Origin of the sequence: Aestuariivirga litoralis (assembly GCF_003234965.1) — a bacterium.
Lineage (GTDB): Bacteria > Pseudomonadota > Alphaproteobacteria > Rhizobiales > Aestuariivirgaceae > Aestuariivirga > Aestuariivirga litoralis.
Genome location: NZ_QKVK01000007.1, coordinates 175526 through 193531 on the forward strand (window position 1 = coordinate 175526; position 18006 = coordinate 193531).

General features: G+C 68.5%; 11 protein-coding genes. 8 read left to right on the forward strand and 3 right to left on the reverse strand.

The features are described from left to right. The first annotated feature begins 76 nt into the window (after positions 1 to 76). From DK847_RS15470 to DK847_RS15480, 3 genes are read left to right on the forward strand one after another with little or no spacing between them, the layout of a single operon-like run. Positions 77 to 5296 (forward strand): alpha-2-macroglobulin family protein, encoded by a 5220-nt coding sequence (locus tag DK847_RS15470; RefSeq protein WP_111199424.1) that lies wholly within the window; start codon positions 77 to 79, stop codon positions 5294 to 5296. Then, complete coding sequence (gene pbpC, locus DK847_RS15475) at positions 5296 to 7395, forward strand: penicillin-binding protein 1C (protein WP_111199425.1); 2100 nt, start codon at positions 5296 to 5298, stop codon at positions 7393 to 7395. The genes DK847_RS15470 and pbpC overlap by 1 nt, the downstream gene beginning before the upstream one ends. A 16-nt stretch (positions 7396 to 7411) precedes the next feature. Next, positions 7412 to 8614, forward strand: a complete 1203-nt coding sequence (locus DK847_RS15480; protein WP_111199426.1) for an AGE family epimerase/isomerase — start codon at positions 7412 to 7414, stop codon at positions 8612 to 8614. A gap of 1 nt (position 8615) precedes the next feature. Here DK847_RS15480 and DK847_RS15485 read toward each other — a convergent pair whose 3' ends face one another. Then, entirely contained in the window at positions 8616 to 9185 is a 570-nt protein-coding gene (locus tag DK847_RS15485) for a DUF4202 domain-containing protein (protein WP_111199427.1), read from the reverse strand. A gap of 79 nt (positions 9186 to 9264) precedes the next feature. Between DK847_RS15485 and bchI the strand changes: the two genes are divergently transcribed. The 5 genes from bchI to DK847_RS15510 are packed head-to-tail and all read left to right on the forward strand — an operon-like array spanning position 9265 to position 15368. Then, positions 9265 to 10278, forward strand: coding sequence for a magnesium chelatase ATPase subunit I (gene bchI, locus DK847_RS15490; RefSeq protein WP_111199428.1), 1014 nt, complete (start codon positions 9265 to 9267; stop codon positions 10276 to 10278). Continuing rightward, positions 10275 to 11897: a magnesium chelatase subunit D gene (locus tag DK847_RS15495; protein WP_111199429.1), complete on the forward strand. Its 1623-nt coding sequence runs from the start codon at positions 10275 to 10277 to the stop codon at positions 11895 to 11897. The genes bchI and DK847_RS15495 overlap by 4 nt, the downstream gene beginning before the upstream one ends. Positions 11898 to 11899: 2 nt before the next feature. After that, positions 11900 to 12775 (forward strand): alpha/beta fold hydrolase BchO, encoded by an 876-nt coding sequence (gene bchO, locus DK847_RS15500; RefSeq protein WP_111199430.1) that lies wholly within the window; start codon positions 11900 to 11902, stop codon positions 12773 to 12775. Between the two features lie 51 nt (positions 12776 to 12826). Then, entirely contained in the window at positions 12827 to 14359 is a 1533-nt protein-coding gene (locus DK847_RS15505) for a phytoene desaturase (RefSeq protein ID WP_111199431.1), read from the forward strand. Beyond that, entirely contained in the window at positions 14340 to 15368 is a 1029-nt protein-coding gene (locus DK847_RS15510; RefSeq protein ID WP_111199432.1) for a phytoene/squalene synthase family protein, read from the forward strand. Before DK847_RS15505 ends, DK847_RS15510 begins: the two co-directional genes overlap by 20 nt. A 249-nt stretch (positions 15369 to 15617) precedes the next feature. Here DK847_RS15510 and DK847_RS15515 read toward each other — a convergent pair whose 3' ends face one another. Together DK847_RS15515 and crtD are read right to left on the reverse strand one after the other, a co-directional pair. Continuing rightward, entirely contained in the window at positions 15618 to 16436 is an 819-nt protein-coding gene (locus DK847_RS15515; RefSeq protein WP_245414632.1) for a hydratase, read from the reverse strand. A 38-nt stretch (positions 16437 to 16474) separates the two neighbouring features. Beyond that, positions 16475 to 17986 (reverse strand): 1-hydroxycarotenoid 3,4-desaturase CrtD, encoded by a 1512-nt coding sequence (crtD, locus tag DK847_RS15520; RefSeq protein WP_111199433.1) that lies wholly within the window; start codon positions 17984 to 17986, stop codon positions 16475 to 16477. Positions 17987 to 18006: the final 20 nt, after the last annotated feature.

Genomic DNA, 18006 nt, shown 5'->3' on the forward strand with positions numbered 1-18006 from the left:
GTCCCGGCGATCCTTTGCGCTGGCATCGGAAAAGGATGCCCGGGTCAAGCCCGGGCATGATGAGAGGTGGGGGTCGTTGCCACTCCTCACTGCCCTCTTCGCCCTTCTCCTCACCGCCGTCTTCTCCCTCATCGCAGATGCCCCCGCGCACGCCGCCGCCAAGCCCTTCCCCGTCGACCAGTTCAGCTGGTACCTGAGCGACTACGACTTGGACCTCGCCAAGATCGCGAAGGACCTGAAGCGCACCGAGCCCGAGATCCAGGCGGACCTTGCCGCCGCGCGTACCGCCAACAATGCGCGCCTCGCCGCATCCTCGCTCGAGCAGCTGCTGACGAGGCAGCCGACCAACGGAGCGCTGTGGCTCGACCTCGCGCAGGAACTTTCCGTCGCCACCCCCGTCAACGACAGCGACGGCTACACGCTCCCCTCCAAGCTCATCGGCGCGGCGCTCAAGGCCTATACGCAGCTCTCTTCGCCCCAGCAGGAGGGCCAAGCCCTCAACCTCGCTGCCCAGGGCTTCGCCAAGCGCGAGATGTGGCGGCCGGCGCTGACCGCCTACAAGGAAAGCCTGAGGCTCCAGGAAGATCCGGCGATCCGCGAGGCCTTCGAGCAGATGCGCGTCGATCATGGCTTCCGTGTCTCCGACTACAAGGTCGACACCGAGACGGTGCCGCCGCGCGCCTGCTTCGAGATGTCGGAGCCGGTGTCGCGCACGGTGAGCGACTTCACCTCCTACTTCACGCAGGAACCCGGCCCCGTCGCCGCCGTCACGGCGGAAGGCAACCGCCTCTGCGTCGAGGGCCTCAAATACGGCGAGCGCTATTCCATCACCGCGCGCCAGGGCCTGCCCGCCGCCATCGACGACACGCTGGCCAGGGACGTGAGCTTCGATTTCTACGTCCGCGACCGCCAGCCCTCGGTGCGCTTCGCCGGCAATGCCTATGTGCTGCCGCGCACCGGCCAGAACGGCATTCCGCTGATCTCGGTGAACAGCAAGGAAGCGGCCATCGCGCTCTACCGCATCGGCGACCGCAACATGATCGGCAGCGTGCTGGGCTCCGATTTCCGCGGCCAGATCAGCGGCTATTCGGCCGAGGACATCGCCAACAGCAAGGGCCAGCTGGTCTGGGAGGGCACGCTCGAAACCCCCGCCCCGCAGAACCAGGACATCACCACGGCGATCCCCGTGGACGAGGCGATGGGCAAGCTCGCGCCCGGCCTCTATGTCATGACGGCCTCGCCCGCCACGCGCGAGAGCGAGTCCTACGACAATGTCGCCACCCAGTGGTTCGTCGTCTCCGACCTTGGCCTCGCCACCATGTCGGGCAAGGACGGCCTGCACGTGAGCCTGCGCTCCATCGCCACGGCCGAGCCCGTCGCCAACGCGAAGGTCCGCCTCATCGCCCGCAACAATGAGGTGCTGGGCGAGGCGGCGTCCGATGCCGCGGGCAACGTGGTGTTCGACCCCGGCCTGATGAAGGGCGACGGCGGCCAGGCCCCGGCCCTCGTCGTGGCGCAGGCCGAGGGCGGCGACTATTCCTTCCTCGACCTGCAGCAGCCCGCCTTCGACCTCACCGACCGCGGCGTCACCGGCCGCGCCCCCTCGGGCGCCGTCGATGCCTTCGTCTATGCCGAACGCGGCGTCTATCGCCGTGGCGAGACGGTACATGCCACCGTCCTGCTGCGCGACGACAAGGCCAACGCCATCACCAGCCTTCCCGTCACCCTCGTGGTCGAACGCCCTGACGGTGTTGCCTATCTCACCGCCACGCTGAGCGACCAGGGTGCGGGCGGCTTCTCGCGCGATATCCAGATCGCCCAGGGTGCCCAGGGTGGCACCTGGCGCATCCGCGCCTTCACCGACCCCGCGGGCGAGTCCGTTGGCGAAACCTCCTTCCTCGTCGAGGACTACATCCCCGACCGCATCGCGTTCGACCTCGTGTCGAAGACGCCGCGCGTGAGGGACACGCTGCAGATGAAGGTGGACGGCCGCTATCTCTTCGGCGCGCCGGGTGCGGGCCTCGACCTCGAGGCCACCGTCTCGATCACCGCCGACGCCACCCCCTTCCCGGAATGGAAGGACTACAGCTTCGGCCTGATGGACGAACGCCCCGACACGGTCCAGTTCGCCGCCGCCGACCTGCCGCAGACCGACATCAACGGCCATGCCGACATCGACATCGCGCTGCCGGAGCTTCCCGTCACCTCGCAGCCGCTGAAGGCCGATGTCTATGTCCGCATGCGCGAGCCCGGCGGCCGCGCGGTGGAGCGCACCGCCAGCCTGCCCATCGCCTCGCCCCAGCCGATGCTCGCCATCAAGGCGAATTTCGAGGATGGCTCGGCGCCGGAGGGCAAGCCCGCCGCCTTCTCCGTCATCGCGGTGGACCCGGAGGGCAAGCAGGTCGCCGTCACGGGCGCCAACTGGACGCTGAAGCGCATCGTGCGCGACTGGCAGTGGTTCAACTCCGATGGCCAGTGGCGCTGGGAGGCCGTCACGCGCGCCACCAAGCTCGCCAACGGCACGCTCGACATTGCGGGCGACACGCCCACGGCCTTCGCGCAGACGCTCTCCTGGGGCGAATACCGCCTCGAGATCGATGCGCCGGGCATCACCCCGGCCTCGGTCGACTTCTCGTCGGGCTATTACAGCTTCGATTCCGCCAAGGCCAACACGCCGGACACCCTGAAGGTCGCCCTCGACAAGACCGACGTGAAGACGGGTGACACCGTCAACGTCAAGATCGAGGCCCGCTATGCCGGCAAGGCCACGGTGCAGATCGTCGGCGAAGGACTGCTCGCATCGCAGGAGGTGGATGTTCCCGAGGGCGGCCTCACCATTCCCTTCACCGTGGGCGAAGGCTGGGGCACGGGCGCCTATGTGCTGGCCAGCCTCTACAAGCCGATGGACGTGAAGGCCAAGCGCATGCCGTCGCGCGCCATGGGCCTCGCCTGGTTCGGTATCGACCGCGCCCAGCGCACGCTGGAGGTTTCGCTCGCCACGCCGGAGCTGATGAAGCCACGCACCAGGCTCACCGTGCCGGTGAAGCTCGGCAACCTCGCCGCCGGCGAGGAGGCCTTCGTCACGGTCGCTGCCGTCGATGTCGGCATCCTCAACCTCACGCGCTACGACCCGCCGGCGCCCGAGAACTTCTACTATGACCAGAAACAGCTCACCGCGCAGCTGCGCGACATCTATGGCATGCTCATCGACGGCATGCAGGGCGAGCGCGGCAAGCTGCGCTCCGGCGGAGATGGCGGAGCCGCCTTCAACGCCCCGCCTCCCGCACAGAAGCCGCTGGCGCTTTATTCGGGCATCGTCAAGGTGGCGGATGACGGCACGGCTTCGGTCGACTTCGACATTCCCGCCTTCAACGGCACCATCCGTGTGATGGCGGTGGCATGGGGCAAGACCAAGGTCGGCCACGCATCGAAGGACGTGATCGCGCGTGACCCCGTCGTCGTCTCCGGAACGCTGCCGCGCTTCCTCGCCGTGGGCGACAGCTCGCAGCTGCGTTTCGACGTGGTCAATGCCGAGGGCCCGGCGGGCGACTACACGCTCGGCGTCTCGATCGATGGCCCCGTCACGGCGGAGCCCAACACCGCGATCCAGAAGCTCACGCTCGGCGCGGCCGGGGCGCGGTCGACCATCATCGTGCCGGTCAAGGGCACGGGCTACGGCACAGCCAGCATCGTGGCCACGCTGAAGGGCCCGGGTGACATCCTGCTCGACCAGGATTTCGTGCTCGGTGTCGAGCCGGCCAATCCGCTGGTCACGCGGCGCACCACCATGCCGCTGCAGGCCAGGGGCGGCTCGCTCACCATCGGCAAGGACCTGCTGTCCGACATGGTGCCGGGCACCGGCTCGGTGGCGCTCTCCATCAGCCCGTTGCCGCAGCTCGATGCAGCGGGCCTCGTCCGCGACCTCGACAAGTATCCCTATGGCTGCTCCGAGCAGACGGTCAGCCGCGCCCTGCCGCTGCTCTATCTCAGCGACCTCGGCGTCGACCCGAAGGACCTCGATGCCGCGATCCCGGACCGCATGCAAAAGGCGGTGACGCGTCTCATCAACCGCCAGTCCTCATCCGGGTCCTTCGGCCTGTGGTCGGCCTATGGCGATGACTCGAGCCTTTGGCTCACCGCCTATGTGACCGACTTCCTGCTGCGCGCCCGCGAGAAGGGCTTCGACGTGCCGGAGGACGTGCTGGTCGGCGGCCTCGACTACATCCGCAACATGGTGGGCAACGCACCCGACATCGAGGAGGGCGGCGGCCAGGACATGGCCTATGCGCTTTATGTGCTGGCGCGTGCCGGCCGCGCTCCGGTGGGCGACCTCAAGTACCTGGCCGACACCAAGATCAACCAGTTCGGCTCGCCGCTGGCCCGCGCGCAGGTGGCCGCCGCACTCGCCATCCTCGGCGACAAGGAGCGTTCAGACGCTGCCTTCGCCGCCGCCATCGAGGAGCTGGGCGACGAGGTCGATTCCTCCGATCGTGGCGCCTACCGTGCCGACTATGGCTCGGTGCTGCGCGATGCTTCGGCGATCCTGGCACTCGCCACCGACTCGAAGGCCAAGCCCCAGGTCATCAAGACCGCCATGGGCGCCATCGAGGTGGAGCGCGCGCGCACCACCTATGCCTCCACTCAGGACATGGCATGGATGGTGCTCGCCGCCCGTTCGGTGATCAACGAGGCCAAGTCCATCCGGCTCGACGTCAACGGCACGCGCCATGACGGCGGCTTCAACCGCGTCTACTCCGCGGCGGCGCTCGCCACCGACGTGAAGGTGCAGAACACCGGGCCGGACATCGTCAAGGCAGTGGTCGCCGTTTCCGGCTCGCCCACGGTGCCGGAACCCGAGGCCTTCAACGGCCTCGTCATCGAGCGCAAGTATTTCACGCCCGATGGCCAGCCGGCGGATCCGGCGACGGTCAGCCAGAACACCCGCCTCGTCGCGGTGCTGAGCGTGATGAAGCCGGTGGGCGATGCGGAGAATGGCCAGTTCCTGCTGGTCGACAGGCTGCCCGCGGGCTTCGAGATCGAGAACCCGACCCTCGTTTCGTCGGGATCGACTGCCGATCTCGCCTGGCTCTCGGACACCACCTATGCGCCCTACACCGAGTTCCGCGATGACCGTTTCGTGGCGAGCTTCACCAGCTCCACCGCCAAGCTTGCCTACATGGTGCGCGCCGTCTCGCCCGGGTCCTACGTGCATCCCGGCGCCACGGTGGAGGACATGTACCGCCCCGAGCTCAACGCCCGCACGGCGCCCGGCACGGTGACGGTCACGGCACCCTGATGACGACGAAGCCCCGCAGCAGATGGCCCCTACGCCTCTATGCGGGGCTGCTTCTTGGCGTGCTCGCGGTCAACGCCGCGGGCTTCACGCTGAGCGAGACGCTGCGCCGGCTGGGACCTGTGCCTCTCGGCAAGGACATTACCTATTCCACGCTGGTCACCGACCGTGACGGCAGGCTGCTCCGCCCATTCATCACCCGCGACGGCTACTGGCGCCTGCCGGTGACTTCGAAGGACGTGGACCCGCGCTTCCTGGCGATGCTCGTCGCTTATGAGGACAAGCGCTTCTATGAGCATGGCGGTGTCGACCCGAAGGCCCTGCTGCGTGCGGCCTGGCAGGCGGCCACCCATGGCCGCGTCGTCTCCGGCGGCTCGACGCTCACCATGCAGGTCGCCCGCCTGCTCGAGCCGCGCCCCGCCCGCAGCCTCACCGACAAGTTCGCCGAGATGGTCCGCGCCGTGCAGCTGGAGCGCCACCTCTCCAAGGCCGAGATCCTCGATCTCTATCTCGTGCTCGCCCCCTATGGCGGCAACATCGAGGGCACACGGGCCGCCGCACTGGCCTATTTCGGCAAGGAGCCGAAGCGGCTGTCGACCGCCGAAAGCGCCCTGCTCGTGGCGCTCCCGCAGGCGCCCGAAACGCGCCGCCCGGACCGCTTCCCGAAATCCGCTGCCGACGCGCGAAACCGCGTCATCGGCCGCCTCAGCGCCGACGGCATCGTCAATGCCGACCAGGCCGAAGCCGCCGCGTCCGAGGAAGCTCCCAAGGGTCGCCTCGCCTTCCCCATGCTCGCAGCACATGTGGCCGAACGGCTTGCCAGGGCCGTTCCCCCGGGCACCGTGGCCCCCACCACCCTGTCGCGTGACTTGCAGGCTGCCCTCGAGACGCTGGCGCGCGACCGGGCGCTGGCCATCGGCTCCGGTGTCGCCGCCGCCATTCTCGTGGCCGACAACCGCACCGGGGAGGTGCGCGCCCATGTCGGCGGCACCGGCTTCTTCGACACGCTGCGCGCCGGGCAGATGGACCTCGCGCAGGCGCTGCGCTCGCCGGGCTCCACCTTGAAGCCCTTCATCTACGGCCTCGCCTTCGAGGACGGCCTCGTTCACCCCGAAACCCTGATCGATGACCGCGCCGTGCGCTATGGCGCCTATGCGCCGGAGAATTTCGACGACTCGTTCCACGGTACCGTCTCCGTGCGAACCGCACTGCAGCAGTCGCTCAACGTGCCGGCGCTGCAGATCCTCAATGCCATCGGCGCCGACCGCCTCATGGCGCGCCTCACCAATGCGGGCGTGAAGCTCGTGCTGCCGCAGAATGCCGGGCCGGGCCTCGCCGTGGGCCTCGGCGGCGCGGGCGTGCGCCTCACCGACCTCGCCACGCTCTATGTGGCGCTGGCCCGCGGCGGCGAACCGATCCAGCTCAGCTGGCAATTGTCGGAGGAGCGCGGCGCCAAGCCGCTGCGCCGCCTCTTCGAGCCCACGGCAGCCTGGATGATCGGCGACGTGCTGAAGGGTGCTCCCACGCCGCAGAACGCAGTCGGCGGCCAGATCGCCTTCAAGACCGGCACGTCCTATGGCTACCGCGATGCCTGGGCCGTGGGCTATGACGGCGCCAATACCATCGCCGTCTGGGTGGGCCGTCCGGATGGCGCGGCGGTGCCCGGCGTGGTCGGCCGCCTGGCGGCCGCCCCCATCCTGTTCGAGGCCTTCCAGCGCATCGGCGCGGCCCGCGTGGCGCTGGGCCCGGCCCCTCCCGGCACGGTCATCGCGCGCACGGCGGAACTCCCCGCCAACCTCCAGCGCTTCCGCCCCAATGCCCTGCCGGAGGTCGCCACCTCGGTTGAAGGCGCAGCGCCGCCCGCCATCGCCTTCCCGCCCGATGGCGCGCGCATCGACCTCGACGGCGAGGCCGCCCCGGCGCTGAGCCTCAAGGTCTATGGCGGAACGCCGCCCTTCACCTGGCTTGCCGATGGCATTCCCATTGCCGAGCGCGAATTCCGCCGCGACGCCTTCTGGGACCAGCCTTCGCATGGCTTTGCCCGCTTGTCGGTGATCGATGCGAAGGGCAAAACAGCATCGGCGCGCATCCGCGTCGAATGAGTCTCAGGATTTTGCAATGCCCGATAGCAACTGGACTGCCCGCCCCTGGCACCGTGACTGGCTGAAGGACCGGGCCAATGCCCTGTTCGACCTGTTCCAGCATAACGCGGTGAACCCCAAAGGCGGCTTCCATGATCTCGATGCGGCCGGCCGCCCCTTCGGCACCATCCGCCACATCCACCAGACGGCCCGCATGGTGCATTGCTACGCCATCGCGGTGAAGCTTGGCCGGCCGGGGGCGGCGACGATCGTCGACCATGGCATGCGCTATCTCTGGGAGGGCCACCGCGACACGCGCTATGGCGGCTATTGCTGGTCGCTCGACGACGAGGGCTTCAAGGACGATTCGAAACAGGCCTATGGCCATGCCTTCGTGCTGCTGGCGGCGGCCGATGCGGCGATGATCGGCCATCCACTGGCGAAGAAGCTGCTGGCCGACGTGACGGACGTCATCAACATCCGGTTCTGGGACGCGAACTATGGCGCGGTGTCGGAGGAGTACGCCCGCAACTGGGCGAAGATCTCGGACTATCGCGGCCAGAACTCCAACATGCACCTGACCGAAGCCCTGATGGCCGCCTTCGAGGCGACGCATGACGCGGCCTATCTCGACATGGCGAAGAGCATCGCCCGCCTCATCATCGGCCGCCACGCCAAGGACCTCGGCTATGTCGTGGCCGAGCACTTCGACGAGCAATGGAAGATCGACCGGACCTACAAGGGCTCCGACATGTTCCGCCCCGCCGGCACCACGCCGGGCCACTGGCTGGAGTGGTCAAGGCTCATGGCGCAGCTCTGGGTGCTCGACGGCCGCAAGGAAGGCTGGATGATCGAGGCGGCGGAGAAGCTGTTCCGCAGTGCCGTCAGCCATGGCTGGGACAAGACGCAGGGCGGCTTCTACTACACGCTCGACTTTTCCAACCAGCCCGCCCTCACCCACAAGATCTGGTGGCCCGCCACCGAGGCCATCGGCGCTGCCGCCTTCCTCAACGCCCTGAAGCCCGACCGCTTCTACGAGGACTGGTACCGCAAGGTGTGGGACTTCTCGGCCCTCCATTTCATCGACCCCGCGACCGGCGGCTGGTTCCCCGAACTGGGCGAGGACCTGAAGCCCGTGGACCGCTTCTTCACCGGCAAGCCCGACATCTACCACGCGCTCCAGGCCTGCCTGATCCCGCTGTTCCCGGCCACCGGCAGCCTGATGAAGGCAGTGGGGTGAACTAGCCCCGCAGCGCCTCGCCTAAGAGCCGCGCCAGCCGCTCGCCCATCGGCACCTGCGCCGCAGCACAAAGGCCCGCGGCGGACATTTTCCGCGCCGTCTTGGCCAGGATGTCGCGCACCTTCTCGTCATCGTGCCTGGCGATGAAGGGCTCGGCCTCGTAGCGCAGGAAGACCAGGCAGATCACGTCCTCCAGGGTCTGCGCATCGGCATCCTGCTTCAGCCGCTCCTTCTTCAGCAGCGCGGCGGTGCGGGCGATCTCGTCGTCCGAGTAGCCGCATTGCGCCATGATCTCGCCGGCACGCCGCGCGTGCAGCTTCTGCAGGTCCTTGCGCCAGGTGAGATAGGCGATGCGGCCCTCCGGATAGGACGCGCGCGGAATGGTCCAGCGCTCGATGTGCTGGGCGCGCGCCGCGATCTTCAAGGCCTCCGGCGCATCGGGGCGGAACGCCGCGAGCGCCTCGCTCATCCGCCGCCCGTAGGGTTCTGCCTGTCCGGCCGGGTCCCGTGCATTGGCGGCATCGATCAGGGCAAGGGCCCGGGTGAGTCGGTCTGGCGCGGGGTCTGACATGGATCAAAACTGCCCGGGCCGGGCTGACAGCGCAACCGCCGCATTTGCCATGTGTCAGTTTCATGTTACACCTGTCATCATGACACTTCGCTATCCCTTCTCCGCCATCGCGGGCCAGGACGAGTTGCTGCAGGCCCTGCTCCTCACCGCCGTCGACCCGCTGATCGGGGGGCTTCTCGCCTTCGGCGACCGCGGCACGGGAAAATCCACCGCGGTGCGGGCCCTCGCGGCCTTGCTGCCCGAGATCCGCGCCACCTCCTGCGCCTATCACTGCGATCCGGACAGCCCTTCGGCCCAGTGCGACGCCTGCCGCAAATCGGCCACCCACAAGCTCCGCAAGCTGCCGATCCCGGTGGTCGACCTGCCGCTCGGCGCCACCGAGGACCGGGTGCTGGGCGCCCTCAACCTCGAGCGCGCGCTGTCGCATGGCGAGAAGAGCTTCGAGCCGGGCCTGCTCGCCCAGGCCAACCGTGGCTATCTCTATGTCGACGAGGTCAACCTGCTGGAGGACCACATCGTCGACCTGCTCCTCGACGTTGCCGCCTCGGGCGAGAACGTGGTGGAGCGTGATGGCCTTTCGGTGCGCCATCCGGCGCGCATCGTGCTCGTCGGCAGCGGCAACCCGGAAGAGGGCGAACTCCGCCCGCAGCTCCTGGACCGGTTCGGCCTCTCGGTCGAGGTCCGCACGCCCACCGAGGTCAAGACCTGGGTCGAGATCGTCAAGCGCCGCGATGCCTTCGAGCGCGACCCGGAAGGCTTCAGCGCGCAGTGGGCGAAGCAGGAAGACCAGACGCGCCGCCGCATCGTCAAGGCACGGAAGGCCCTGAACGACGTCGAGGTGCCGGACAGCGTGCTCGAACGCGCCGCGGCGCTGTGCATCAACCTCAAGACCGACGGGCTGCGCGGCCAGCTCACGCTGATGCGCGCCGCCCGCGCCCTCGCTGCCTATGAAGGTGCGAAACGCGTCACCGACGATCACCTGAAGCGCATGGCCGCAGCCTCGCTCCGCCACCGCCTGCGGCGCAATCCGCTGGACGAGACCGGCTCCACCACCCGCATCACCCGCGCGGTGGCCGAGGTCCTGGGCGCGTGAGCGAGGCCGCCCTCGCCTGTGCCCTGCTGGCCCTTGACCCCACCGGGCTCAAGGGCGCCGTGCTGAAGGGTGATGCTGCCGCCTTCCTCTCCGCCCTGAAACAGCTTTCGGGGCGGACCTGCCACCGCGTGCCGCCGCATATCGGCATCGACCGCCTCGCCGGCGCGATCGACGTCGCCGCCACTCTGAAGTCCGGCGCTCCCGTCCACGACCACGGCCTGCTCGCCGAAGCGAGGGGCCTGCTGCTCCTCACCTCCGCCGAGCGGCTGCCGCTCGACAGGGCGGCGCTGATCGCTGCCGCCATGGACCATGGCGCGCCCTTCACCGTCATCGCCCATGACGAAGGCATCGACGACGAGCATGCACCGATGATCCTCATCGAGCGCGTCGCCTTCCTGCTCGACGTCAGCACCTATGAACCCCTCGACATCGACATCGGCGCGGCGCGGGCGCTCCTCCCCTCCGTCGTCATTCCGGACCGCATCACCGAAGGCCTGTGCCAGACGGCGCTCGCGCTGGGCCTGTCGTCGATCCGCCCCGCCGTCATGGCGCTGCGCGCCGCCCGCGCCGCCGCCGCGCTCGATGGCCGCCTGGCAGTCGATGACGATGACGCGGGCCTCGCCGCCCGCCTCGTCCTCGCGCCGCGTGCGGTCACCTATCCCGCCGTTGAGGACGAACCCGAACAGCCCGCCCCGCAGGATCAGCCCGACCCGGGCGATACCGAGGATGGCGCCCCGACGCCGCAGGACCTCGCCGACCGCCTGCTCGATGCGGTGAAGGCGTCGCTGCCGGAAGGCCTGCTCGCCGCGCTCGAAAGGAACCTTCGCCAGCCCGCATCCAGATCCGGCGCGGGGGCCGTTTCGCAGAAGGCGGGCCTCAGGCGCGGCCGCCCCGCCGGCACGCGCCAGGGCGAGCCGAAGAACGGGGCGCGCCTCAGCCTCATCGACACGCTGCGCGCCGCAGCCCCGTGGCAGCCGCTCCGCCGCCGCTCGAACCCTGTCCGCAAAGGACTCCAGGTCGAGAAGCCGGACTTCCGCATCCGCCGCTTCAAGGAGAAGCGCGAGACCACCGCGATCTTCGCGGTGGATGCCTCGGGCTCTGCCGCACTGCACCGCATGGCGGAGGCCAAGGGTGCGGTCGAGCTGCTGCTGGCGGATTGCTACGTGCGGCGCGACCGCACGGCCCTGATCGCCTTCCGTGGCAAGCAGGCGGAACTCCTCCTGCCGCCCACCCGCTCGCTGCAGCGTGCCAAGAAGTCGCTGGCCGACCTTCCCGGCGGCGGCGGCACGCCGCTGGCAGCCGGAATCGAACAGTCGATGCTGGTGGCCGATCAGGTGCGCCGCGCCGGCGGCGTGCCGCTCATTGTCTTCCTCACCGACGGCAAGGCCAACATCGCGCGGGATGGAACCGCTGACCGCGCGGCGGCATTGCGCGATGCCGAGGCCGCGGCCAGGGCGCTCCGCATCGCCGGGGTGAGGACACTGATGATCGATCTTTCCGACACGCGCACGGGCCCCGCCCGCAGGCTGGCCGAGGCGATGGGGGCCGACTACCTGCCGCTTCCGCATGCCGATGCCACGAAGATCTCGGCGCGCGTCAACGCCGCCATGCAGGCCTGAGCATGGGTTACTACCTCGACTGGGCAAAGGACGGCCGCGACTGGCCGAACCATGCCGCCAGTCGTTTCGTCGATGCCGCCGGAATGCCGTGGCACGTCCAGATCATGGGCGAAGGCCCGGCGCTGCTGCTCCTCCACGGCACCGGATCCGCCACCCACACCTGGCGCGACGTGATGCCGAAGCTCGCCGCGCACTACACCGTCGTCGCCATGGACCTTCCCGGCCATGCCTTCACCCAGCCGCCGTCGAAGCACAGCCTGTCACTTCCCGGCATGGCCGCCGCCGTCGCGTCTTTGCTCCGCACACTGAAGGTCGAGCCGGTCCGCGCCGTCGGCCACTCGGCCGGGGCGGCGGTGCTGGTGCGCATGGCGGTGGAGCGGCTCTTCGCGCCCGCTGACATCATCAGCTTCAACGGCGCCTTCTTCCCGGTCTCGGGCGTCGCGGGCCAGTTCTTTTCGCCCCTCGCCAAGACCTTTGCCAACGCCACCATCGTGCAGAAGCTCTTCGCCCGCATGGCGGACCGCAAGGCGGTGGAGCGCCTGCTGCGCGACACGGGCTCCCACATCGATGCCGAAGGCATCACCCTCTACCAGAAGCTCTTCTCCAACGAGGGCCACATTGCGGGAACGCTGGGCATGATGGCCGCCTGGGACCTGCACTGGGTGCCGCAGGACCTGAAGAACCTGCCCCTTCCCATCACGCTGGTCTATGCCACAGGCGACCGCACCATTCCGCCCGCCCGCGCCGCGGAAGCCGCCAGGCTCGCGCAGCATGCCGGCCTGATCGAAATCAAGGGTCTCGGCCACCTCGCCCATGAGGAAGACCCGACGGGTGCGGCCGCCATCATCGCGGACCCCGCCGCTCACGCCCTCCGGTAGGACGATCTGACCCCTTGCCAAATCTGAATTGACAGTTTTTATTGTCAACTGATGTTTACAGACATCGACCATCCCCCGCCCAGGGCCGCCGTGGCCGACCGGCGCCCCCACGCCGCCGTCATCGGCAGCGGCCTCGGGGGGCTTGCGGCTGCCATCCGGCTGGGTGCACGCGGATACCGCGTCACCGTCTACGAGAAGCTGGAACAGCCGGGCGGCCGCGCCTCCGTCTTCCGCCAGGACGGCTTCACCTTCGATGCCGGCCCCACTATCATCACTGCGCCCTTCATCCTCGATGAGCTCTGGTCGCTGGCGGGAGAAACCTTCTCCGACGACGTCACACTCAAGGCGCTCGACCCCTTCTACGACATCCGCTTCGACGACGGCACTGTCATGTCCTGCTGCGCGGACCCCGCCCGCATGGCCGAGGAAATCCGCCGCATCTCGCCCTCCGACGTCGCGGGCTACGAGCGCTTCATGACCGAGAGCGAGGCGATCTACCGCATCGGCTTCGAGCAGCTGGGCCATGTGCCCTTCGGTTCCCCCCTCGACATGCTGAAGATCGCACCCGACCTCCTGCGCCTTGGCGCCTGGCGCACCGTGCACCAGCACGTGGCAGCACGCGTGAAGGACCCGAAGATCCGGATGGCGCTCAGCTTCCATCCGCTGTTCATTGGCGGCAACCCGTTCAAGGTCACGGCGATCTACAGCATGATCGCCTATCTCGAGCGGGCGTTCGGCGTGCACTTCGCCATGGGCGGCACGGGTGCCCTCGTGCAGGCCATGGCCAGGCTCGTCCAGCGCCAGGGCAACCGCATTGTCCTCAACACTGCCGTGGACGAAATCACCTGCGAGGGCTCACGCGTCACCGGTCTGCGCCTCGCCGACGGCACGGAGGTTCCCGCCGCCATCGTCGTCTCCAATGCGGAAACCGCCCACACCTATACGAAGCTGCTGCGCAATGCGCCCCGCAGGCGCTGGTCGGATGCAAAGCTCGCGAAGGCGCGCTATTCGATGAGCCTCTTCGTCTGGTACTTCGGCACCAACCGAAAATACGAGGATGTGAAGCACCATACCATCATGATGGGCCCGCGCTACCGCGAGCTGCTGCAGGACATTTTCGAAAGGAAGATCCTGGCGAAGGACTTCAGCCTCTATCTCCACCGCCCCACCGCCACCGATCCCTCGCTCGCGCCGGAAGGCTGCGACTCCTTCTATGTCCTCTCACCCGTGCCGCATCAGGACTCAGGCATCGACTGGGCAACGCAGGCGCAGACTTACAAGGCAGCCATCGCCGAACATCTCGACCACACGCTTCTCCCCGGCTTCCGCGACCACATCGTGACCGAGAAGCTCATGACCCCCATCGATTTTGCAACCCGCCTCTCCTCCGCCAAGGGCGCCGCATTCGGGCTGGAGCCGGTGCTGCTGCAAAGCGCGTGGTTCCGTCCCAACAACAAGGCGGAAGACATCGAGAACCTCTTCCTCGTCGGCGCAGGAACGCACCCCGGTGCGGGCGTTCCCGGCGTCGTCTCCTCCGCCCGCATCCTCGACACGGTGGTTCCCGATGCTGCGGCCTTCGCCTGAGCGCCCGCTCGTCTCGCCCGCCGATCTCGCCCAGTGCCGGCAGATGATCCGCGATGGCTCGAAGACCTTCTACACGGCCTCGCTGCTTCTCCCGCAGCGTGTCTGCGATGCCTCGCGCGCGCTCTATGGCTTCTGCCGCGTGGCGGATGACCTCGTTGACCAGTCCACCGACAGCCGTGCCGCCGTCGATACGTTGCTGGCCCGCCTCGACCGCATCTATCGCGGCGCCCCCGACAATCAGCCGGCCGACCGTGCCTTCGCCGACGTGGCGCTGCGCTTCGCCATCCCGCGCGAGATACCGGAGGCCCTCATCGAAGGCTTCGCCTGGGATGCGAGCGGGCGGCGCTACCACACGCTCGATGACCTCCACGCCTATGCCGTGCGCGTCGCCGGAACGGTGGGCGCCATGATGTCGCTTGTCATGCAGGTGCGAGACCCGTCCGCCATCGCCCGGGCCTGCGACCTCGGCGTTGCCATGCAGCTTACCAACATCGCGCGGGACGTAGGCGAGGATGCCCGCAGCGCGCGGCTCTACCTGCCGCTCGGCTGGCTTGCCCAGGAAGGCCTCGATGCCGAAGGCTTCCTCGCTGCTCCCCACACCTCCGTCCCGCTCTCCAACGTGCTGAGACGGCTGCTCGCCGAGGCTGATCGCCTCTATGCCCGCAGCCTGTCCGGCATCGCCATGTTGCCATCGGGCTGCCGCCCCTCGATCCACGCCGCCCGCCTGCTCTATGCCGAGATCGGCCGGGCGGTGGAAAGGAACGGCCATGACAGCGTCACACGCCGCGCCGTCGTGCCCACCCCGCGCAAGCTTGCCCTCCTGGCACAGGCCGTCATGGCCTCGCTGCAGTCCGCACCGCGCTCCACCGCGCCCGCCATCCCCGCCGCACAGTTCCTCATCGATGCGGTGGCCAGTGCCGGCCAGCCCATCCACCCCCCGCGCACGCTGGACGAACGCGCACAGTGGCTCACCGATCTCTTCACCAGGCTGGAGAAGCAGGGCCAATGAGCGGCAGCAGCCTCGCACTCGCCGAGGGCATCCTCGTCGCCGGCGTCGTCCTCGGCTGGGCCTTCTGGGAATTGTGGAAGCTGAAGCGAGACAAGCGGAAGTGACCGTGCGGCCACAAGCCTCCACACACCCATCATGCCGGGCTCGTCCCGGGCATCCTTTTGCTCAGGCCTTGAAGGATCGCCAGGACGAGCCCGGCGATGATGAAGTTTGGAATGGATGATGAAGTTGGGGGTGACTGTTGCGCCCTCACCCTCTCCGCGGCATCCGGAACGGCAGCATCAGCTGCACGACGGGGTTCCGGAAGCGCGCCAGCGACAAGCTCTCGTGGAAGGCATCCGCCGGCCCCTCCTCCGTGTCCAGCTTCAGCAGCGTGCGCGCATAGAAGGGCGAATCCTCCAGCAGCGAGGCAACTGAAAACCTGCGCGCCGCCCGCATGTGTCGCGCCATGCGCCAGAAGGTCGTCGGCATCTCGCGCCGCGGCGGTACGGCCATGTCCTCCACGTGTCCGTCGGCCCCGATGTGCAGCGCGAAGGCGGAGGTGCCGCCATCCTTCAGCACCGTGTCATAAACGATGGCCGCGCCATCCTTCATCGCCGCGCGAGACCACACCCAGCTCTCGAAACTGTCCTCCAGCGGCACGGCTCCCCAGTTCGAATCGTGATAGCCGATGCCGGACCAGCGCAGCGCAGGCTTCTCGAACACCGCGTCGATGCGGGAGAAGGGCGCGACGGGCCGCCACACATGCAGGCCCTCGTGGTCGAGCCTCACCTCATGCGCGCAGATCGCCGAGGGCGTGAGCCGCACCTGGCCGCGCAGGCGCGACGGGATCGGCACCGTCACCTCGTCGATGTCGACCACCAGCACGCCGTCCTCCCAGCGCATGGCGCTGGGTCCGATGGTGAACCGCGTCGCATCGCGGCTGATCCAGCGCCGTCCACGCTCGGTCATCGCCCAGCGGTGGCCGCCCGCGCCATAGAGCGCCACGTTCAGGGCGCAGAAATTCTCCGGGTCGGCAGCGCCCCTCCGGCGGGCGCGCGCATAATAGGGCGAGAACACGCTGCCCACGAAGCCGATGATGGTGAGGCCGTGGCGGCCATCATCGCTCAGGCCGTCGAGATACCACCAACGGTAGCCCCCCGCCGGGACCGCCGCGTCGAAACCCGTGACGCCAGAAGGCTTTGCGCTGCGAGCCTCCCCGAGAGCATGGCCATCGGCACGCCCGGCCCCGGATGCACGCTGCCCCCCGCGAGGTAGAGCCCCGGAATTTTCGTGCGCGCCGCGGGTCGCTGAAATGATGCCATCCATCCGTGCGAGGCCCTCCCGTAAAGCGCGCCGCCCGTCGCTGGAAACAGCGCATCGAAGCGGGCGGGGTCGGTGATGATTGTGGTGTCGGCGTTGAAGTCGACGCTGAGCCCGCACTGCGCGAGCTTCGCCCGCATGGCAACTTCCACTCGGGCCAAGGGCTGCGGCGCATGATCGCCATTGGCGGGAGAGTTGACGAGCAGCAGCAGCCGTTCCGGTCCGCCCCCGTGTCCCTCGCGGTCCTGCGCGCAGACATAGACGGTGGGCTCGCCAGGGTAACCGGTGCTCAGTGTACGGAACTCTTCTTCATAGTCGCGCGAAAAGAACACGTTGTGCCGCGCCAGCGGAAAGCCCGAGGTCTCCGCTACCGCCGCCCAGGTGATGGCGGAGAGAGAGCGCTGCTCGGCCTGGATCGGCGTCACGGCGGGCTTCACGTCACCGCCCAGCAGCCCCGTGGCCACCGCCTGCGCATCGGCATTGACGATCACGCTGGTGCAATCGAACCGCTCCGTCGCGGTGCTGACCCAGGCCACGCGCCCGCCCTCCGTGCCGATCCCCGTCACCGCCTCGCCATAGCGGAAGCTGACGCCCTTGTGCCGCGCCAGTGCGTCGAGCGCCAGCGCCAGCTCATGCATGCCGCCCCTGACGCTCCATACGCCCGCCTGTTCCACATGGGCGACGAGCATCAGCGTGGCGGGCGCGAGGAAGGGCGAGGAGCCGCAATAGGTGGCATAGCGCCCGAAGAGCTGCTGCAGGCGCGGGTCGCGGAAGTGCCGTGCCAGCCCCTTCCACATTGTCTCGAAGGGGTTGATGCGCGCCACGTCCATCATGCCGGACAAGCCATTCGACATGGCCAGCGACACCGGGTTCGGCCGTTGCGAGCGGAGGAAGGGCTTCTCAAGCGTCTGGTAGATGCGCTTCGCCTCGGCGCTGAAGTCGATGAAGCGCCTTGCCTCGCCTGCCCCGGCGAAGGTGCCGATGGCATCGGCGGAGGCCGCAAGGTCGGCATGGAGGTCCAGTCGCTCCGAAGGGCTCCAGGCATGCCGCGCCAGGACGGCGAGGGGTTCGAGCGTCACATGGTCGGACACGTCGGCCCCGGCTTCGGCGAAAACCTGCTCCAGCACCCAGCGCATGGTGAAAACGGTCGGGCCGCCATCGATTCCCTGTCCGCCGACCGCGAGTCGCCGCATCTTGCCACCGGGCGAGGCCTGGCGCTCGATCACCAGCACCTCCTCGCCCTGGCTTGCAAGGCTCAGCGCAGCGGCCAAACCGCCCATTCCGGCGCCGATGATGATGATGCGATCCCGTGGCATCCCCGTGTCGCGGCTTCCCT